This window comes from Acinetobacter sp. ESBL14, assembly GCF_036668815.1.
In the GTDB taxonomy this organism is placed as follows: domain Bacteria; phylum Pseudomonadota; class Gammaproteobacteria; order Pseudomonadales; family Moraxellaceae; genus Acinetobacter; species Acinetobacter gyllenbergii.
This window is the reverse complement of the sequence record NZ_JAZEVS010000003.1, coordinates 330,549-348,826: the sequence shown is the minus strand read 5'-3', so window position 1 is coordinate 348,826 and position 18,278 is coordinate 330,549. Positions and strand designations below refer to the sequence as shown.

18 protein-coding genes and 1 tRNA gene are annotated in these 18,278 nt (G+C 39.1%); 11 read left to right on the top strand and 8 right to left on the bottom strand.

Going from position 1 to position 18,278, the window contains the following annotated elements:
• Window positions 1-4: 4 nt before the first annotated feature.
• From V6E90_RS12760 to V6E90_RS12740, 5 genes are all read right to left on the bottom strand, one after another.
• Window positions 5-136, bottom strand: coding sequence for a hypothetical protein (locus tag V6E90_RS12760; RefSeq protein ID WP_262758204.1), 132 nt, complete (start codon window positions 134-136; stop codon window positions 5-7).
• Between the two features lie 232 nt (window positions 137-368).
• Window positions 369-581, bottom strand: a complete 213-nt coding sequence (locus tag V6E90_RS12755) for a cold-shock protein (protein ID WP_004653102.1) — start codon at window positions 579-581, stop codon at window positions 369-371.
• A 451-nt stretch (window positions 582-1,032) separates the two neighbouring features.
• Window positions 1,033-1,242, bottom strand: coding sequence for a cold-shock protein (locus V6E90_RS12750; protein ID WP_004653101.1), 210 nt, complete (start codon window positions 1,240-1,242; stop codon window positions 1,033-1,035).
• A 110-nt stretch (window positions 1,243-1,352) separates the two neighbouring features.
• Complete coding sequence (locus V6E90_RS12745; protein ID WP_016540430.1) at window positions 1,353-1,586, bottom strand: hypothetical protein; 234 nt, start codon at window positions 1,584-1,586, stop codon at window positions 1,353-1,355.
• Between the two features lie 189 nt (window positions 1,587-1,775).
• Window positions 1,776-1,852: transfer RNA gene (locus V6E90_RS12740), tRNA-Met, on the bottom strand.
• A gap of 319 nt (window positions 1,853-2,171) precedes the next feature.
• On the opposite strand from V6E90_RS12740, the gene ruvC reads away from it, so the two are divergent.
• Together ruvC and V6E90_RS12730 are read left to right on the top strand one after the other, a co-directional pair.
• Window positions 2,172-2,717 (top strand): crossover junction endodeoxyribonuclease RuvC, encoded by a 546-nt coding sequence (gene ruvC / locus V6E90_RS12735; RefSeq protein WP_005241027.1) that lies wholly within the window; start codon window positions 2,172-2,174, stop codon window positions 2,715-2,717.
• 36 nt (window positions 2,718-2,753) lie between these two features.
• A complete protein-coding gene (locus tag V6E90_RS12730) occupies window positions 2,754-3,149 on the top strand; it encodes a hypothetical protein (protein ID WP_065342771.1) in 396 nt (131 codons plus the stop codon).
• Between the two features lie 55 nt (window positions 3,150-3,204).
• On the opposite strand, the gene V6E90_RS12725 is transcribed toward V6E90_RS12730, so the two are convergent.
• Entirely contained in the window at window positions 3,205-4,692 is a 1,488-nt protein-coding gene (locus V6E90_RS12725; protein ID WP_332605525.1) for an NAD(P)H-hydrate dehydratase, read from the bottom strand.
• A 23-nt stretch (window positions 4,693-4,715) separates the two neighbouring features.
• Here V6E90_RS12725 and queG point away from each other — a divergent pair, with 23 nt between their 5' ends.
• Together queG and bioB are read left to right on the top strand one after the other, a co-directional pair.
• Entirely contained in the window at window positions 4,716-5,840 is a 1,125-nt protein-coding gene (queG, locus tag V6E90_RS12720; RefSeq protein WP_332605596.1) for a tRNA epoxyqueuosine(34) reductase QueG, read from the top strand.
• Window positions 5,841-5,931: 91 nt separating this feature from the next.
• Window positions 5,932-6,921, top strand: coding sequence for a biotin synthase BioB (bioB, locus tag V6E90_RS12715; protein ID WP_065342773.1), 990 nt, complete (start codon window positions 5,932-5,934; stop codon window positions 6,919-6,921).
• 43 nt (window positions 6,922-6,964) lie between these two features.
• Here bioB and V6E90_RS12710 read toward each other — a convergent pair whose 3' ends face one another.
• The gene (locus V6E90_RS12710) at window positions 6,965-7,177 is read right to left on the bottom strand and encodes a hypothetical protein (protein WP_016540435.1); all 213 of its coding nucleotides are present in this window, start codon (window positions 7,175-7,177) and stop codon (window positions 6,965-6,967) included.
• Between the two features lie 129 nt (window positions 7,178-7,306).
• Window positions 7,307-7,654 carry a hypothetical protein gene (locus tag V6E90_RS12705; RefSeq protein ID WP_332605523.1) on the bottom strand — a complete coding sequence of 116 codons (348 nt, stop codon included), beginning with the start codon at window positions 7,652-7,654 and terminating at the stop codon, window positions 7,307-7,309.
• A 490-nt stretch (window positions 7,655-8,144) separates the two neighbouring features.
• Here V6E90_RS12705 and V6E90_RS12700 point away from each other — a divergent pair, with 490 nt between their 5' ends.
• The 7 genes from V6E90_RS12700 (at window position 8,145) to V6E90_RS12670 (ending at window position 18,277) form a co-directional block, all read left to right on the top strand.
• Complete coding sequence (locus tag V6E90_RS12700; RefSeq protein ID WP_004653088.1) at window positions 8,145-8,678, top strand: fimbrial protein; 534 nt, start codon at window positions 8,145-8,147, stop codon at window positions 8,676-8,678.
• A gap of 80 nt (window positions 8,679-8,758) precedes the next feature.
• Window positions 8,759-9,493, top strand: coding sequence for a fimbrial biogenesis chaperone (locus V6E90_RS12695; protein WP_332605522.1), 735 nt, complete (start codon window positions 8,759-8,761; stop codon window positions 9,491-9,493).
• A 63-nt stretch (window positions 9,494-9,556) separates the two neighbouring features.
• Window positions 9,557-12,130, top strand: coding sequence for a fimbria/pilus outer membrane usher protein (locus V6E90_RS12690; protein WP_442881258.1), 2,574 nt, complete (start codon window positions 9,557-9,559; stop codon window positions 12,128-12,130).
• Complete coding sequence (locus tag V6E90_RS12685; RefSeq protein WP_332605521.1) at window positions 12,127-13,140, top strand: fimbrial protein; 1,014 nt, start codon at window positions 12,127-12,129, stop codon at window positions 13,138-13,140. Before V6E90_RS12690 ends, V6E90_RS12685 begins: the two co-directional genes overlap by 4 nt.
• Window positions 13,141-13,298: 158 nt before the next feature.
• Complete coding sequence (locus tag V6E90_RS12680) at window positions 13,299-14,279, top strand: DUF4882 family protein (protein WP_332605520.1); 981 nt, start codon at window positions 13,299-13,301, stop codon at window positions 14,277-14,279.
• 358 nt (window positions 14,280-14,637) lie between these two features.
• Entirely contained in the window at window positions 14,638-14,931 is a 294-nt protein-coding gene (locus V6E90_RS12675) for a type 1 fimbrial protein (RefSeq protein WP_332605519.1), read from the top strand.
• 319 nt (window positions 14,932-15,250) lie between these two features.
• Complete coding sequence (locus tag V6E90_RS12670) at window positions 15,251-18,277, top strand: LodA/GoxA family CTQ-dependent oxidase (RefSeq protein ID WP_332605518.1); 3,027 nt, start codon at window positions 15,251-15,253, stop codon at window positions 18,275-18,277.
• The last annotated feature ends 1 nt before the right edge of the window (window position 18,278 follow it).

The following is an 18,278-nucleotide window of genomic DNA, read 5'->3' as shown; positions in this document are numbered from 1 at the left end:
TTTCTTATAGGCTGGTTGCAATCAAGACGACAAAGCTGAATAACAACGTCCCTAAAGATCTTTTACAATGTACATGAACTTCTTGCTCAAACCCTTGAGCATACGGCTCCAAGTTTTCCATAACTTTAACGCTCATTAAATGTACCACACTTGTTAATTTGCCTAATAAATTAACAAGAATAAATTAGCAAAAAGTCGTATATCTGACTAGTGCAATTTTTCAACCAGATGGTTAATTTATGACAAAAAGTGACAGTTTATTTAAAAAATTTAAAAATAAACCGAATTATGTAAAGGAACGTATGCTCAAAAGATTGCCATAAAAAAAGCCCATCAATCGTGAGCTTTTTTTATTTACTGATCTAAGATTATTGGATCACAGTAATTTGGGTTGCTTGAGGTCCTTTCTTGCCTTCACCTAAAATAAATGAAACGCGTTGACCTTCTTTTAGAACTTTGAAGCCAGAGCTTTGAATTTCACTGAAATGAGCAAAAACATCTTGTCCAGAATCTGCATGAATAAAGCCAAAACCTTTAGTTTCGTTAAACCACTTAACAGTACCAGTAACTGTATCAGACATATACTTAAACCTATATTTAAAAAATTGGGGCGCTTGGCAGCGAGCAACTTGGAATCATAAACTTTGAAAGGAAATCTGATAAAACGAAAGGTTTGTCTAAAACTACGAGATCAAAGATTTTCTGAATCAACAGTGTTATTCTTCTAGTCAGTTTTACTATACACGACTTTACATTTTTCACGCAATCTCTATCTTTTACAGCTGGCTTAAATGATGTTTTTAAGCAGGCATTTCTGCAAAACCGAGTAAAGATTAATATTTTTTTTATTTTAATATTCATATAGTTAAAAAACTTCATTTTATTTAACATTCAAAATTCTGCTTTTTATATAAATTTTTAACATATTATTTCATTTCCATATGCTCACAAATATCCATCATTCATGAGCATTTTTTAAGGTACAAAAAAAGCCCACAGAGTGTGAGCTTTTTTTTCACTGGTCTAAAGTAATTAGATAACAGTAATTAGAGTTGCTTGTGGTCCTTTTTTACCTTGACCAAGAACAAACGAAACGCGTTGGCCTTCATTCAATACTTTGAAGCCCTTGCTTTGGATTTCGCTGAAATGAGCAAAAACGTCTTCGCCAGAGTCAGCTTGAATAAAACCAAAACCTTTAGTTTCGTTGAACCACTTAACAGTACCAGTAACTGTATCAGACATACCTTTAAACCTTTTAAACTTTGTTCATTTATGAATTAAACCATAACTTTTACATTATGATTTAATACAATCTATCTGTATTAAATAGATACTACAAGTATGTAAACCATTTATGTCAATCGATAAAGTTGATTAACATCGGTATAGAAACTTTTCCCGTCTAGATTAAAGTCAATTTCCTGACCCGATTCCAACAGTACTTTCTTTCCTACTTCCACCCATTTAAAGCCGTTCAACGTGTTTTGCTGACGCTTTAAAGGGATGATTTGCACACAAATCTCATTGCCATTTATGGCTTTGGCTACACGCCATTCATTAATAATTTTCAACACAAAATCACTCATTCCTGAGCTCAAGTGATCGATTTGGATTTACTATAACGCTAGATTAATTGAGAGAGGATAACTACAATTCTAGAATCTAATAATTTTTAGCTTTCTTTAGGGTTATTTCAGCTAACTTTTTACTGTCTAACTTCTTAAGTAGACAGCAATTCAATAATCACAGAGCTAATATTCAATTAACTTTTAAATTGGTAGCGGGAGCTGGATTTGAACCAACGACCTTCGGGTTATGAGCCCGACGAGCTACCAGACTGCTCCATCCCGCATCAACATTTGATCATCACATCTGATCAATGAGATGCTTTATACGCCCATCTCCCCCACAATGCAAATTTTTTTTAGAAAAATCACATAATTTCCTTCTTAATGCCTAAATTAAGTACAAATCGATCATTTTTACGACTTTTCCTTACTCCTATAGATTGCACTCAGATCATGCTTCAATTTTAATTTTTTTAAGTGTGATTTAATGAATCGTTCAATAAATCAACTATTTTCTTATAATTCAAAATACTACAAAAAAGCTATGCAGTAAAAAGTCCATTATGTAACAATATTGGCAATCTTTTATTTTTATAGTGCTTCATGTCATTAATTATTGGTATTGACCCTGGTTCACGCTTAACAGGTTATGGAATTATCGAAAAAGATGGCAATAAGCTGCGGTTTGTTGATGCAGGAACCATTCGTACTGAAACACAAGGTATGCCTGAACGCTTAAAACGTATTTTTGCAGGTGTTGAGCGAATTGTTAAATTTCATGGACCAACAGAAGCAGCGGTCGAACAAGTCTTCATGGCGCAAAACCCTGACTCTGCTTTAAAGCTTGGTCAAGCACGCGGGGCGGCAATTGCCGCATTAGTCAATCTGGATTTACAGGTTGCAGAATACACTGCTCGCCAAATTAAACAGTCTGTTGTCGGTTACGGCGCTGCAGATAAAGAACAAGTGCAAATGATGGTGATGCGTCTACTCAATTTGACCATTAAGCCACAGGCCGATGCTGCCGATGCGCTTGCTGCTGCAATTTGTCACGCCCATGCTTCTGGTAGTATGAGCAAAATGGCAGTACTTAATGCTTTAGGGGGTATGGCTCGTGGGCGTAGCCGTGCCAGTACGAGACGTCGTTAAATTATGAACAAACCTATAAATAAATAAGAAACCAATATGATTAAAAGTAATCTATTAGATAAAATCATCAAGCCATGTATAGACTTTAAAGAAAAGTTGGAAAGTTTGATTAAAGGGTACGGCTTTGTCCCCATTTCTTATTATGCTGACTCTAAAAAAGAAATTGCCCACAAAATTCTTCCTATATTACGATCATATAGAAAATTAATTATTAAAAAAGACAATATATCTCTACCTACATGGGTTGTAGACTCAAAGTATCCTCAAGATTTCAGTGATGATGAGCTAAATTCCATCTGGTTGGACTATCTAAATAAAATGATTCTTGCTTTTGAGTTGGTCTTGGCAGGAAATCATAGTACAGAGGCTGAAAAACAAATCGAGGAAGGTTTGAGATTATTTACAAGCTATTATCAGCATTTATGGGATTAATCTAAAAGCAATCTAGTTAAAAAACCTAACTCCCCCTCACCACCATCAATAAAAATTATTGATTCACCACATGATAAATCATTCTTCCCATGTCATGGGCTTGTAATCCTCTCATCCCCTTCTCAGCCAACAGATCACCTGCCTGCGCATGCAGGCTGACGATCTCATGCAAAGCAATCTGTTGATGGAATTGGGCTTTTAAACTGGCAATCATGCCTGCCAGCACATCGCCCATTCCACCAGTACCCATGCCCGCATTACCTTGTGTACAGATAAATAATTGCTCTTCTAAAATTAAACTACCTGCGCCTTTTAACACCCACCGTCCAGCATATTTTTTTTGTAACTGATAAATTGCAGCGATACGGTCGTGTTCTATATCCGCAGCAGTACACCCCAAGAGTGTTGCAGCCTCACCTGAATGTGGCGTTGCATAGAGATGCTGGTTTAATTGTTGCGGATGCTTGGCCAGAAACCACAAGCCATCGGCATCAAGTACAACCTCTAAATGAGAGTTTTGCTTGAGTAAATCAAACCATTGCAAATATATCTGCTCTGCCCATTCATCTCGACCTAAGCCCATCCCAAAACAGACTGCATCCACCTGTGTTAATAGCTGTTGAATGGTTTGTTGATCTAAAGCATTAATGTCTCGCACCATAATATTTGGTGAACGTGCCAAAATGGCCTGATGATGTTTAGCATGACAGATCACACTGACTTTGCCTGCACCTGCATGAAACGCAGCTTCAGCAGCCATAATGACTGCACCTCCCATATCGGCATGTCCACCTACAACCAATACATGCCCATAACTGCCTTTGTGTCCAAAAGCTTGACGCTTGGGTAATACGATTTTTTCGGGTGACAGATAGGCAAGTGGGTTTAACTCTGGGTCAACAGGAATCAAACTCAGCAAATGTAGTTTTCCCACATATTGCTTAGCTTGACCCGTAAACAAACCTGCTTTATAGCCCAGAATGGTAAAGGTTTGATCGGCTTGTACTGCACACGGCAAAGCTTGTCCTGTGTTGGCCTGTAAGCCACTCGGAATATCGATTGAAACTTTTAAGCCTGTTTGCGCATTATACAGCTGAATAATTTCTTGCCATTTTAGGTCTAGTGTTCGGTTGAGGCCAATGCCAAATAAAGCATCAATATGACAGTCAAAAGTGGGAATTTTTTGCTGAATTGCGTTTTCTGACAATAAATAATCAATGCTTTGAATATCGACTTGATGAGACTGTGCATAATCAGCTGCTTGTTTTAAATCTACTGATTGACCGAGTTCAGTCGCATAAACAGTGATGTTAACCCCCAGTTGCTTTAGAAATGCAGCAATATAATAGCCATCGCCAGCATTATTGCCCGGCCCACACCAAACTGCGATCTTTTGAATTTTATTTTGCTGAAATTGTTGCATTAACTGTTGTGTAATTGTCCAAGCCGCTTGCTGCATGAGCCCTAAAGATGAATTTTGCTGAGCAAACCAACGCTGCTCCCATGCTTGGATACTTTGGCTATGGTAAACTACAGCTTGCATGTTTTTTTCCTTATTCTCGTTTTATGGCTTCAAGCACACCATCTCAAACACAGTCACAGAAAATGCCTGATAAAATCAAGTTACAACAACTTGACCCGCAAGCATTAAAAGACTGGATCAAAGCACAGGCTTTAGACTTGGGCTTTGCTGATTGTGTCATTGCCAAACCAGATGCTCAAGATCAAATGCCACGTTTTAAGGAATATTTAGAACGTGGTTATCATGCAGATATGCACTATTTAGAAGAAAACTTGGAAAAACGCGCTGATCCAACCTTGCTCGTTCCTGGCACAAAAAGCATTATTTGTGTGCGTATGAACTATCTTGTGGCATCACCGAAGCCCCGTTATGTACCATTTGAACCCAACTCGGCCATTATTGCGCGCTATGCACGTGGTCGTGACTATCATAAAGTCATGCGTGGACGCTTAAAGACTTTAGCGACTCGTATTAAAGAAAAAGTGGGCGATTTTGAATCACGCCCTTTTGCTGATTCAGCCCCAATCTTTGAAAAATCCTTGGCTGAAAGTGCGGGTATGGGGTGGACGGGTAAACACACCTTATTGATTCATAAAAAATCAGGTTCTTTTTTCGTTTTAGGTGAACTGTTCACCTCTCTTGATCTGCCCTTTGATCAGCCTGCTAGCGCGCATTGTGGGTCATGTACAGCCTGTATCGACATTTGCCCCACACAGGCAATTGTTGAACCTTATATGTTAGATGCCAGAAAGTGTATTGCATACTTAACCATTGAATATAAAGGCATCATTCCTGAAGAGTTACGTTCAGGTATCGGCAACCGCATCTTTGGCTGTGATGATTGTCAGTTGATTTGCCCTTGGAATAGCTTTGCTAAAAAGGCTTCAATTCCAGACTTTGACCCAAGACATAACCTAGATGACATCAGCTTACTAGAGATTTGGCAATGGGATGAGGCAACATTTCTCGCCAATACCGAAGGCAGTCCAATCCGCCGTACAGGCTACCAATCCTTTAAGCGCAATATTGCAATCGGTCTAGGAAATGCTCCATACTCGCCTGAGATCGTGACGCAATTGCAAGATGCAAAAACACGGCACGACGAGATCGTCAATGTACATATTGATTGGGCAATTCAACAGCAATTGCAGCAAATAAAAGTACACTGAATAGAAAAATGATGTTTTTTGCCCTTTGGCTTTGGCACGATTTCTGTATGATGAATCTCAATGTCTGTAATCAATCATCATGGATATAACAATGACTTTACGTAATGACTGGACTCGTGATGAAATCCAAGCTTTATATGACCAACCTTTTCTAGACTTAGTATTTGAAGCACAAGGCGTTCACCGTCAGCACTTCCAAGCGAATTCGATTCAGGTCAGCACATTACTTTCAATCAAAACAGGTAAATGTCCTGAAGATTGTAAGTATTGTTCACAATCTGCTCGTTACGACTCTAAGTTAGAAGCAGAAAAGCGTATAGCCGTTGATAAAGTTATTCGTGAAGCACTTGCAGCAAAAGAATCTGGTTCATCACGTTTCTGTATGGGCGCTGCTTGGCGTAACCCGCATGAACGTGATATGCCTTATGTATTAGAAATGGTGCGTGAAGTAAAAGCACTCGGTCTAGAAACTTGTATGACTTTAGGGATGTTAAACCAATCTCAAGCTGAACGTTTAAAAGATGCAGGTTTAGACTATTACAACCATAACCTTGATACATCTCGTGAATACTATTCACATATCATCAGCACTCGTACTTTCGATGACCGTCTTGATACTTTAGATCATGTTCGCCAAGCGGGCATGAAAGTATGCAGCGGCGGTATTGTGGGATTAGGTGAAAGTCGTAATGACCGCATCGGCTTATTACATGAACTTGCGACTATGCCTGTGCATCCAGAATCAGTACCGATTAACATGCTGGTTCCAATCGAAGGAACACCTTTGGCAAATGTTGAAAAATTAGATGTGACTGAATGGATTCGCACGATTGCAGTCGCACGTATCATTATGCCTCATAGTTATATTCGTCTTTCAGCTGGTCGCGAGTCTTTAAGTGACTCAGACCAAGCGCTTGCCTTTATGGCGGGTGCAAATTCACTCTTCTCTGGTGAAAAATTACTTACGACGCCAAATGCAGGTGAAGGTAAGGATCAGGTCTTATTTGCCAAATTAGGATTGACTGCAGAAAAACCAAAACCGTCGGTTGCAGAACTCTCTGTCGATGCCATGAGTGCATAAACAAAAAAAGCCTTGTCATCTGACAAGGCTTTTTTAGATATGATTAAATTGATGTCACCAAAATGCCATACTTGGCATTTAAAAACATTCCAACACGGATGATATCAACCCCTGCTGCATGTGTGACTGACAATTCTTGGCTATGTACATCAAAATGAAACGAATCAAAAATGTCTTGATGCTGCATTAACCATAGAATGGTGTCAGTGATACGTTCATCTACCGTATAGGTTTCTGACTTAAAGTCCTTATCCATAGTGCTATGTATATTTTCAACTGATCAGTCCATCATAACGGATCAATGACATTAACGCAGCCTGTTAAAAAAACACTTAATAAAGGACATTACTTACTAAGTGCATAAACTCTGAAAATATTTAAATGCTTAAGCTGCTTGCGGACTAACGATCACTTGACCTGCTTTTAAGCTTGCTACAGCCTTTAGATTAAACTCCAAGGTTAATACATGATTGTCTAAATGTACGTGATAAGACTGAATCAATGACTGCTGGCCCTCATCCGTTTCAAGTACATATTCATCTGCGATATTTAAAATACCTTCTAGATTGGTGGTACTTGAGGCACGATCATGACTGAATAAATCATAGATCGTTTGCAAATTAAAGCTTGTCTGCAGCTCCGTAGGATGGCTTTTTAAATAACTCTCTAGGAATAAAACAAACTTGTGTGCAAAGAAATAATAGTTCGGTTTGTGGGTATAAAGCATGTTCATTGAAAGCTCCTTTACGGTGTTTTTTTCATCTAATCATGACTAAAAAAGTAAGGATTGAACCTTAAAAGATTCTTAAAAGAACGTTGAGCTTTTTGTTAAGATGGCTAATAAACGCTCTAAAAACTTGATTATTCATCTAAATTATTTTTTCTATTTTGTTAAGCAAATCACATAAAAATATAGAATTTGTGCATTTTTGATCAAAAAACAACCAAAAAGCCTATTTTTTATAAAAGGAAAAAACAATCAGTCTTAAGCAATATTAAACAAACCGACTGGTAAAATAAGTTTTATCAAAAATAAAAGTTCCTCATATCAATAACTTATTTATGATCGGAAATTTAGATCAAAAACCATAACAAAAGTGTGATGCAGTTTGCAATTTCAATACCTACTGATATATATTTCGCACATTACTTGTTCAGCGCAAATATTCAACTGAGAAGTAATTTTAATTCAAACTTTTAGCCGATGTGTTCGAGAAATTATTATGAAAAAACTTGCTTTGATCGCTGCTCTTTCAGTTGTAGGTATCGCTAACGCTCAAGCTGCTGACGGAACGATTACAATTAATGGTCTAGTAACAGACAAAACTTGTGACATCGTGACTCCAGCTGGTAAAGACTTTACTGTAACGCTTCCAACTGTTTCTAAACAAACTCTTGCTAATGCAGGTGATGTTGCTGGTCGTACACCATTCCAAATTAACTTAGGTAACTGTTCAGAAGGTAAAGTTGCAACTTACTTCGAACCAGGTGCTACTGTTGATTTCAATACTGGCCGTTTACTTAACCAAAACGCTGGTGGTGCTAAAAACGTTGATGTTCAATTATTAGGTAACAACAACCAAGTAATCCCAGTTCTTGCTGCTGGTAGCAATGGTGCTCAAGCGAACTCTCAATGGGTTGACGTTGTAGAAGGCGGTACTGCTGACCTTAACTACTATGCTGAATACTATGCAACTGGTGCTTCTACTGCTGGTGAAGTAAACACTTCAGTTCAGTACACTATTATTTATCAATAATCTATTGATAAACTATGCGAATTTCTAGGTCACTAGAAATTCGCAGTTGTAAACTTCACGCAATCATAGAGTAAATTTAAATGGCACTGAACGGTTACAATTTTTTGCTTGGTTTAACGATGTCATCGGCATTAATCGCAAGTCAAACACATGCAGAAATTATCTTGCATGGTACTCGCGTTATTTATCCATCTGATGCTCGTGAAGTAACTTTGCAAGTGAGTAACAATGGTTCTAAACCCTCTTTGGTTCAGGCATGGATTGATGAAGGTGATGCTAAAAGCACACCCGACCAGTCTAAAGTTCCATTCATGATTACCCCGCCGATTTCGCGTGTAGATCCAACGAAGAGCCAATCTCTTCGTATTACTGCATTACCCAATGCAGCTCAGTTAGATCAAAAACAAGAAACTGTTTTTTGGCTGAACGTTTTGGATATTCCGCCAAGACCAACAGCAAATAGCAAAGACGCTGCGCCTGATAATTTTTTACAGCTTGCTATCCGTTCACGCATTAAATTTTTCTATCGTCCAGCAAGCATTAAAAATGATGCCAATCTCGCTGGTGAAAAATTGCAATGGGTTAAAAGTGGACAAACGCTTATTGTAAAAAATCCAACGCCGTTTCACGTCACCATGACTGCGGTTTATCAACAAAATGCAGGAAAGCCAGTTGACCTACTGCCTAAAGGTCTAATGCTGTCACCTTTTTCAGAGGACAAAATCCAATTGAAAACAGGTAGTACTGAGAAGTTGAGCTATGTAAGCATCAACGATTACGGTGGTCGTATCGAACACCAGATCAAGCTTCAATAACAAACAACTTTATTTCAAATCAATAAATGATTTTGTACCTATCATTGAATAGGCGAACGGATTATGTCAAAGAAAAATGCAACAGCTAAATTCTTGAAGCGTCGTATATGTTATTACCTTACTTCTGGGGTGATCACAGTGACGATGCCTATGGCTGTTTATGCAGTAGAACAGACAGCAGAACAAGCCCCACCAATGGAAGCAGAATTTGACTCTGTTTTCTTAATCGGTGATGCACAAAAAGTAGATATTTCTCGTTTTAAATATGGCAACCCTGTTTTACCAGGTGAATATAACGTTGACGTTTATATCAATGGGAACTGGTTTGGTAAAAGAAGAATGATGTTCCGTTCGGCGGAACAAAATAAAAATGCCTTCACCTGCTTCACCTCAAGCTCATTACTTGAATACGGCGTAAAACAAGAAGTTCTTGTGAACCGTACCGAGTCAAATGCGCCAAATGCATGTTACAAAATCGAAGAGTGGATCGAAAACGCTTATTATGATTTCGATACTTCACGTTTGCGTGTTGATATTTCGATTCCACAAATTGCATTGCAAAAAAATGCACAAGGCTATGTTGACCCAAGTATCTGGGATCGCGGTGTTAATGCTGGATTCTTATCTTATAGCGGTAGTGCCTATAAAACATTTAACCGTTTAAACGAAAATAAAGAAACAACCAATGCCTTTATGGCAATCACAGCAGGTGCAAACATTGCGGGTTGGCAACTTCGTCACAACGGCCAATGGCAATGGCAAGATGGCGCCCAAAGCGAACTCGATTCAAACAACAACAAAAAATCGAACTACGAATCGACAAGCACCTATTTACAACGTGCTTTCCCGCAGTATCGTGGGGTCTTGACCTTAGGTGATAGTTTTACCAATGGTGAGTTATTTGACTCATTTGGCTACCGTGGTTTGGATTTTTCTAGCGATGACCGCATGCTACCAAATAGTATGCTGGGTTACGCACCGCGTATTCGTGGTAATGCAAAAACCAACGCTAAAGTTGAGGTTCGCCAACAAGGTCAGTTAATTTATCAAACCACGGTAGCGCCGGGTAGTTTTGAAATTAATGACCTCTACCCTACTGGTTTTGGTGGTGAACTTGAAGTTTCGATTATTGAATCAAATGGCGAAATTCAAAAACTTGCTGTTCCTTATGCTTCGGTAGTACAAATGCTACGTCCTGGACTGAGCCGTTACTCAGTTACAGCCGGTGAATTCCGTGACCGTGATATTGATCTAACGCCTTGGGTAACACAGGGTAAATATCAACGTGGTCTGAATAACTATTTGACTGGTTATACAGGCTTTCAATTAGCAGAAGACTATAGTGCTTTACTATTAGGTGCGGCAGTTGCAACGCCTATTGGCGCAGTGTCTTTTGATATTACCCAATCCAATACTGATTTTGACAAGCAAGGGTCTCAATCAGGACAAAGTTTCCGTCTCAGTTATAGCAAACTTATTTCGCCGACAAATACCAACTTAACCTTGGCAGCGTATCGCTATTCGACAGAGAATTATTATAAGTTGCGTGATGCCCTGCTCATTCGTGACCTTGAAGATAAAGGTGTAAATACCTTTGCCGTCGGTAAGCAGCGTAGTGAATTCCAAATTACACTAAACCAAGGCTTACCTGAGGGTTGGGGTAATATTTACATGGTTGGTTCTTGGAATGATTACTGGAACCGTAACGAAACCAGTCGTCAATACCAAGTCGGTTATAGTAATAACTATCAAGGTTTAACCTATGGCCTTTCTGCGACTAATCGTCAGATCGAATATGGATCAAACAACCAGACTCGCGATACTGAATATTTGATGACTCTCTCTTTCCCAATTAATTTCAGAAAGAGTTCTGCCAATATTAATGCAACTGCTTCTCAAGACAGTCGTACTGTCGGTATGAGTGGTATGGTCGGTGATCGTTTCAACTACGGTGCATCGGTATCTCATCAAGATAGACAGAATCCAAGCTTCAACGTTAACAGCCGTTATCGTACTAACTTTGCAACTGTGGGCGGCTCTTATAGCGTTGCCGATTCATATCAGCAAGCGATGCTTAGTGTCAGCGGCAGTATTGTTGCACATGATAAAGGCATCTTGTTTGGTCCTGAACAAGGTCAAACCATGGTACTGGTCTATGCACCAGATGCTGCCGGTGCCAAAGTTAACAATACCGTTGGGCTCAGTGTAAATAAATCTGGTTATGCTGTGATCCCTTATGTAACACCATACCGTTTAAATGACATCACACTTGACCCACAAGAAATGTCGACCAATGTTGAATTGGAAGAAACCAGCCAACGTATTGCTCCTTTTGCTGGCGCGATTGCTAAAGTTGATTTCTCAACCAAGAAAGGCTATGCCATTTACATCAACACCAAAACAGCCGCAGGTGAAAGCTTACCATTCGCAGCACAAGTATTTAATACTAAAGATGAATCAGTTGGTATTGTTGCGCAAGGCAGTATGGTGTATTTACGTACACAAGAGCCAAAAGGTGATTTGTATGTAAAATGGGGTGAAGAAGCCAATGAACAGTGCCACTTCAGTTATGATGTTACAGCACAAATTTCTAACGATCAGCAAAGCATGATCATGACTGAGGCCGTATGCAAATGAAAAAATTACTTTTAAGCAGTGCTTTAATTGCGGCAGGCTTTGGTGTTAATACAGCAGCTCAAGCAGCTTGTTCAACGAGCTCAGGCTTCACCACTATTGATGTCTCTATGCAAGTTGGGCGTGTCGTGGTTCGACCAAGTGACCCTGTTGGTAAAGTCTTGGTTAAATCTCTTTTTGAGATTCGCCCAAAGGACAATACGACATATAGTTGTAATCGTAGTGATATGATGGTCGCACGATTATTACAAAACTATGCAATTAGTCCACTTGGCGATAATATCTATTCAACCAATATCCCTGGAATTGGAATTCGTCTTTACCGAGAAGCATTTAATGCAACGAATTTTTCAGGGTATTATCCTTACACTCGACCAGTACCAAGTACTCGTATTAGCCTTGCCGAAGGCTATTTTGTTGTTGAGATTGTGAAAACAGCAGAAAATACAGGCTCAGGAACATTAGTTCCAGGTGTTTATAGTACCTATTATGCTGGAAACAGAAGCGATCGCCCCTTCGTAACCAGTACCGTTTACGGTAACGCGATTACGATTGCTTCTTCGTCATGTGAATGGAGAGGTGATATTAATAAAGCAGTACAGCTTCCAACAGTGATGAAGTCAGGCTTTAAAGGTGTTGGTTCAACTCAGGGCGAACAATCTTTTGAACTCAATATTCTTTGTAATGGTGGCGAAAATCCAACAGGCTATGAAGAAAAAAACCTCATCAGTCTAACCTTTGACTATCAACAAGAAGGTAATAACACTCAAGTCTTAAAGAATCTTGAACCCAATTCGACTAAAGCAAATGGTGTTGGTGTACAGCTTGTATGGAATTACCAAAATAAAAATCAAGTGATTGGTCTAGGTAATAAGTTAGAACTAGGAACTGTGAAATCAAATCAAACAGTTCAATATAATGTTCCACTCACTGCTCGCTATTATCAAACCGCAACCAATGTCACTGCGGGTAAAGTCCGCGCAATGGCAACTGTGACCATTCAATACGATTAAACTTTTTATAAGACCTCTTCCCAAACGAGAGGTCTTTTTTTTATAAAATTTAAAACAGAATACACCTAAACTATTATTTTTTAAAATTTATTTATTAAAAAGACGCCTTTCTTAATTTCGATAATAAACCGCAAACAACACACCAGAGGAACAATCAAATGAAAAAACTGAGTATATTTGCACTTAGCCTAGCCTTGCTCGGCTGTGGTGACAATCAGAATAGTTCACAAAATAATGCCAATACTCAATCAACAACTACCACATCCAGCAACTTTAGCTTACGTAGTTCTAGCCAAGCACAAACATGCCAATATAACTTCGATGCAACACAGCAAGATTATGATGCTTTATGGAACAATCAGAATTCAGACTATCTAGTCAATTTATTTCCTACAATCAATGGACAAAAGTTTAGCTTAACTGTTGCCCCTCCTTATTCTTCAAATAGCGATCCTGAATACGGTACTTTTAATTACTTACAATACTTAGCTACCAGTAAAACAAGGTTTTATTCAGCAAAAGATTCTCCTTACTTTCCACACTTGCAAGATGGTTTAGGAGATTTTAACTTACCAAAAACAGGAATTCTTGCACTGGAAATGCAGCTCGATATTCCCGCTGCTCCACTTAGCGGCGGCTATTATGGAGAACCAGGTTCATCTTATATCTCAGATATTAATTTTAATGGAATAACAGAAAATGGATATGTTGTAAGATCAGGATATAGTTACATGGCAGGTACTGCTGACCCTGACTTTGGTGAAAACCCACCATCCGTATTATTTATGTTTGGTTACCCAAATAGCGATGAGACTGAGTATACTTCAGTTGCTTATTACTACAGTAAAATGACCGACTATCAAAGCAAATATCATCGATTAGGTGTTTATATCAACCAAAATACCAAACAGGTCGGTTTTATTGTCAATGGAGTTGATCAGGGATACCAAGGGACACTTCCTGCCCCATTGAAAAATATTGGTTTTGATATTCGTAGCTGGATTGGTTCGGATAAAGATGGTGCATTCTCAGACAAACTTGCAGGACTAGAGTTTTCATCTGAGCTAATCACTGACCGCAACGCTCTGCAATTCAGCTACCCTCAAGGCACAACAGACATCTGTGGTAATGTCATTTAACCTGTATTGTATAAAGTCAAAAGCCTAATCACACGATTAGGCTTTCTTATCTAAAAAATAGAAATCGAATAATTTCCTATTGTAATTTTAGACCTAAGTTCCGTATTTGAATTTTAAAATAGAAGATAGCAAGTAGATAATACATACCAAAACAATCAGTTTTTTAATTTCTCATTAAAATAAAAATGTGTGATGTAATTAACAAATTTAAATAAATATATTAATTATCAATTTTAAAATAAAACCCTAAATGCATCACACTTTAAATAACTATTTTAATAATATTTAATTTTAATATTGCCTTAATAATAAAAGTCATGTTAATTAATACTTAATACATTTATAAAAGGCAATAATCATGTATAAAAATATCTATAAATCTGCCCTACTTTTATCATTAATGGCATTTGCTTCGGTCAGTTATGCTGCCAGCACAATCCAGTTGAATGGAAGTATTGTAGAGGATACATGCTCGCAACAGCTTCAAACCAATGAATGTCAGCAATTGAACACGTTACGCCAAAAGGTTGAAACTCAATCGATTTCCTTGAATGATTTAAGTCCTTCACCCCAAAAGAATATGATGACTGAGATTAGCTTTGAGCAGTTTCCAGATCAAAAGAATGCCGTGCTTATTGCAAGTTACTACTAGTTAATAGAATATATGGAAAGATGTGAACTAATTAACATTAAACTAGATTAGTTCACACATTTTATCTGAATTTTGATTCCATCATAATACTAAACAAACTAAACTATAGTTTAGTTTTAATTAACATCAATACAACTTATTTAATTTTATCTCTTGAATAAAAAACAACCTATAAGTAAAATTTAAAAAACAGTTTAATAAAAATAGCACACTTAATTATTTCATACATTCTGGTGAACACATATTGACCAGGAAAAATATTTTCTATAATTTCTTAGTTGATGAAAATAAAAACACTTTAAAATAATAAGGACAAATAATGGATCATTTAAAATCCGATTCGACAAACAATACTGCTTGTGTAGATTGCTCGCTGGACCCAATTGCTTCGCTAAAAGCCATGTTTGTAGATATGGTACAAGCTGGAAGAATCGGCAAAGGCCAATGCCCTGCTATGCGCCCTGTATTTCTGAAACCACATGGGATCGCCGCGGCTGAGTTCATTATTCGCAGTGATTTACCTGAAAAGTTACGTGTTGGATTATTTTCCAATTTAGGTAAACGTTATCCTACTTGGATTCGCTTTTCATCAGATACCACACCCACAAATACAGACTTTAAATCTACGCTTGGTATTGGGATCAAACTCTTTGATGTAGAGGGGGCAAAAATACTGGGGAATCCTGATGCAAGCACCTTCGATTTCCTCCTGCAGAATTTTGATGCTTTTTTTGTCGATACTGCAAAAGATATGTGTGAATTTACCAAAGCTGGTGTAGTCGACGGTGATTATGATCCTTATCTAAAAGCGCACCCAAAAACTTCTGACTTGCTGGATGCGATGGCAAAACCCGTTGCCAGTGTTTTATCTTCCCCGTATTGGAGCGGTTTACCCTTTCAATTCGGTCAAAATGAATATGTGAAATACAAATTAGAACCAGACTTTTATCTTGATCCGCCCATCCACTCACCCAATGATCCATCTTATTTGGCCAATGATCTCATTTCGAGATTAAAAACCTCAGCAGCTCGTTTTCGTTTTATGGTTCAGCTTAGAACAGACCCTGAGCGGATGCCACTTGATGAAGCGACCGTGGTCTGGCCAGAAGATCTAAGCCCGCCAATTCATGTCGCTGATATTGTGATTCCTATTCAAGATATTGCTGCACGTGGGCAAGCCCAGTATGGTGAAAATTTATCCATGAATATTTGGCGTGTCACTGCAGAACATACTCCCGTAGGTTCAATTGCAGAGGCGCGACGTGTGGTATACGCAGCTTCGGCTGAATTAAGACGTAATGTAAACGGCGTACCTCTAGGAGAGCCTGATACACCCCGCCCTATTATTTCACCTGCTGCATGTATTGATAGCACGATTGTTCGAGCCGCTATTCATCCAGCAATTGGAATTGCACGTGTGGGCAATAGCGAAAATGAATTTTTTATTGGCCCTGAAGTGGTAGATGCACCTGCGGACCTAACTCAACAACCGAATTATTATCGAGATAAGACAGGTGCGATTAAGCGGCAAGCTGCCCGTTTTCGTATCTATGGTTACAATGCTGCTGGAGAAGTGGTTCGAGAGCTTAATCCAGACAATGCTGATATTATCTGGACCGTTCATGTCGCCAATCGCAAAGCTGAATGGTATCAGTTCCAGTATGCGCTTGATATTCCAGAAGCCGTAAATGCAGCAGATAATGCATTTAAGCTGCGTAACGAGAAAGTTAAATCCCCACAGCGCCACAAACTTGCTATTGATCCTGGACCACGCACTATTCGGGGTCGTAATGTTGCAGGTGGTGCAGCATATCGTTTTGATACAGGTACCTTTCAGGCTGCTGCCGAACAGCCTGTTACCGTTCCTTTAGGGGAAATTCAAACCGATGAAAATGGTCGTCTCATCTTTTTGGGTGGACATGGTCAATCCGCATCACCAACCCATGCTGCTGTCTATGATCCAGATCATCCACCTAGTTTTAATAATGCGGATGACTGGTATGATGACACCTCAGATGGTCCAGTGACTGCAACCGTTTCGATTCATGGTCTGGCAATCCCAGTTGAATCCGCTTGGGTGGTGGTCGCTCCGCCGAACTATGCACCAGATGTGGTAAGTTGGCGTACCATGTACGATTTGATGTGTGATGTCTATGTCAATTCAGGTTGGATGGTCATGCCTGAAAAGCCATCATTTACCAAAGATATATGGCCACTTTTAAAACGTTTAGGCGGTTTACAATGGGTCAATAAAGGTTTTGCTGCATACTTTGGTAAAGGCTGCCCAATGGATTTTAACAATCCAATATTGCTTGCTAAGCTTTCATATCAACCCAAAGATAAAACAGGAGCAGATCCCTACACTGAATTACGCCGTGCTATCTTCCATAGTTTCAGACCATCAAAGCCAATAGTGGCTGAACCTGTACAGTGGCCACATATCTGGCCTTGGATTTACGGAGATGCGTTTGGTAGTTTTTCAGAAAATGGAACCGGAAATATGCTGACCATGACGGGGCTACAGGAAGGACTGCTCCGTCGTTGGGCTGAAGGTAATTTTGTTGACGACTGGTCTAATGAAAAAATTGAAGCACCGTCATCTCTAGATCAAGTTCCACTGTCTGATCAACCACGCAGCTTAGATCAAGCAGCCTTGCACTATTGTCTGGCTGATACTTTCCATCCAGGCTGTGAGATGACTTGGCCAATGCGTCATGCCAGTATGTACAGTTCGCCGTTTAGAATCCGCTTACGTGATGATAAAGATCCCGAACCAGACTATGGTGCCACCATGACACCAGTCAAAGTTCAGCAAGTTGATGGTCCCTTATATGCACAGCGAGCAGGCAGTATCACACGTTGGATGGCAATTCCATGGCAAGGCGATACAGCATTCTGTCGTTCTGGCTATGATCCAGATTTTGATCCCTATCTTCCAACATTCTGGGCTGCACGTGTTCCAAACCACGTTTTGACTGAACAAGATTACCAGAAAGTGATCAACACTACGCTTCCTCGAGAAGAACGTATTGCCGCTTTTAATCAAAGACAAAGTTGGTTAAGAGCAATCCAAGATGCCAATACGGCTGAAGTCATGCATCGAATGATTGAACGTTTTAATGAGTTGGGTATTGTTGAAGTTCGTGCAGGCTTACAAGATGACCCTGATATTCCTGAATATCTCTATGTAGAAACTTTAATTGCGGGCCAATTAAAAACTGCGGCGGAACACGCAACCCATTTATTAACAAGTAAGATTGAACCACTAACCAATCTGGAAAAAGCAGGCTGGTCAAGTCATGAACAGTTATTAGCATTCCGCTCTGTACGTGTACAGAAGCGCTAGT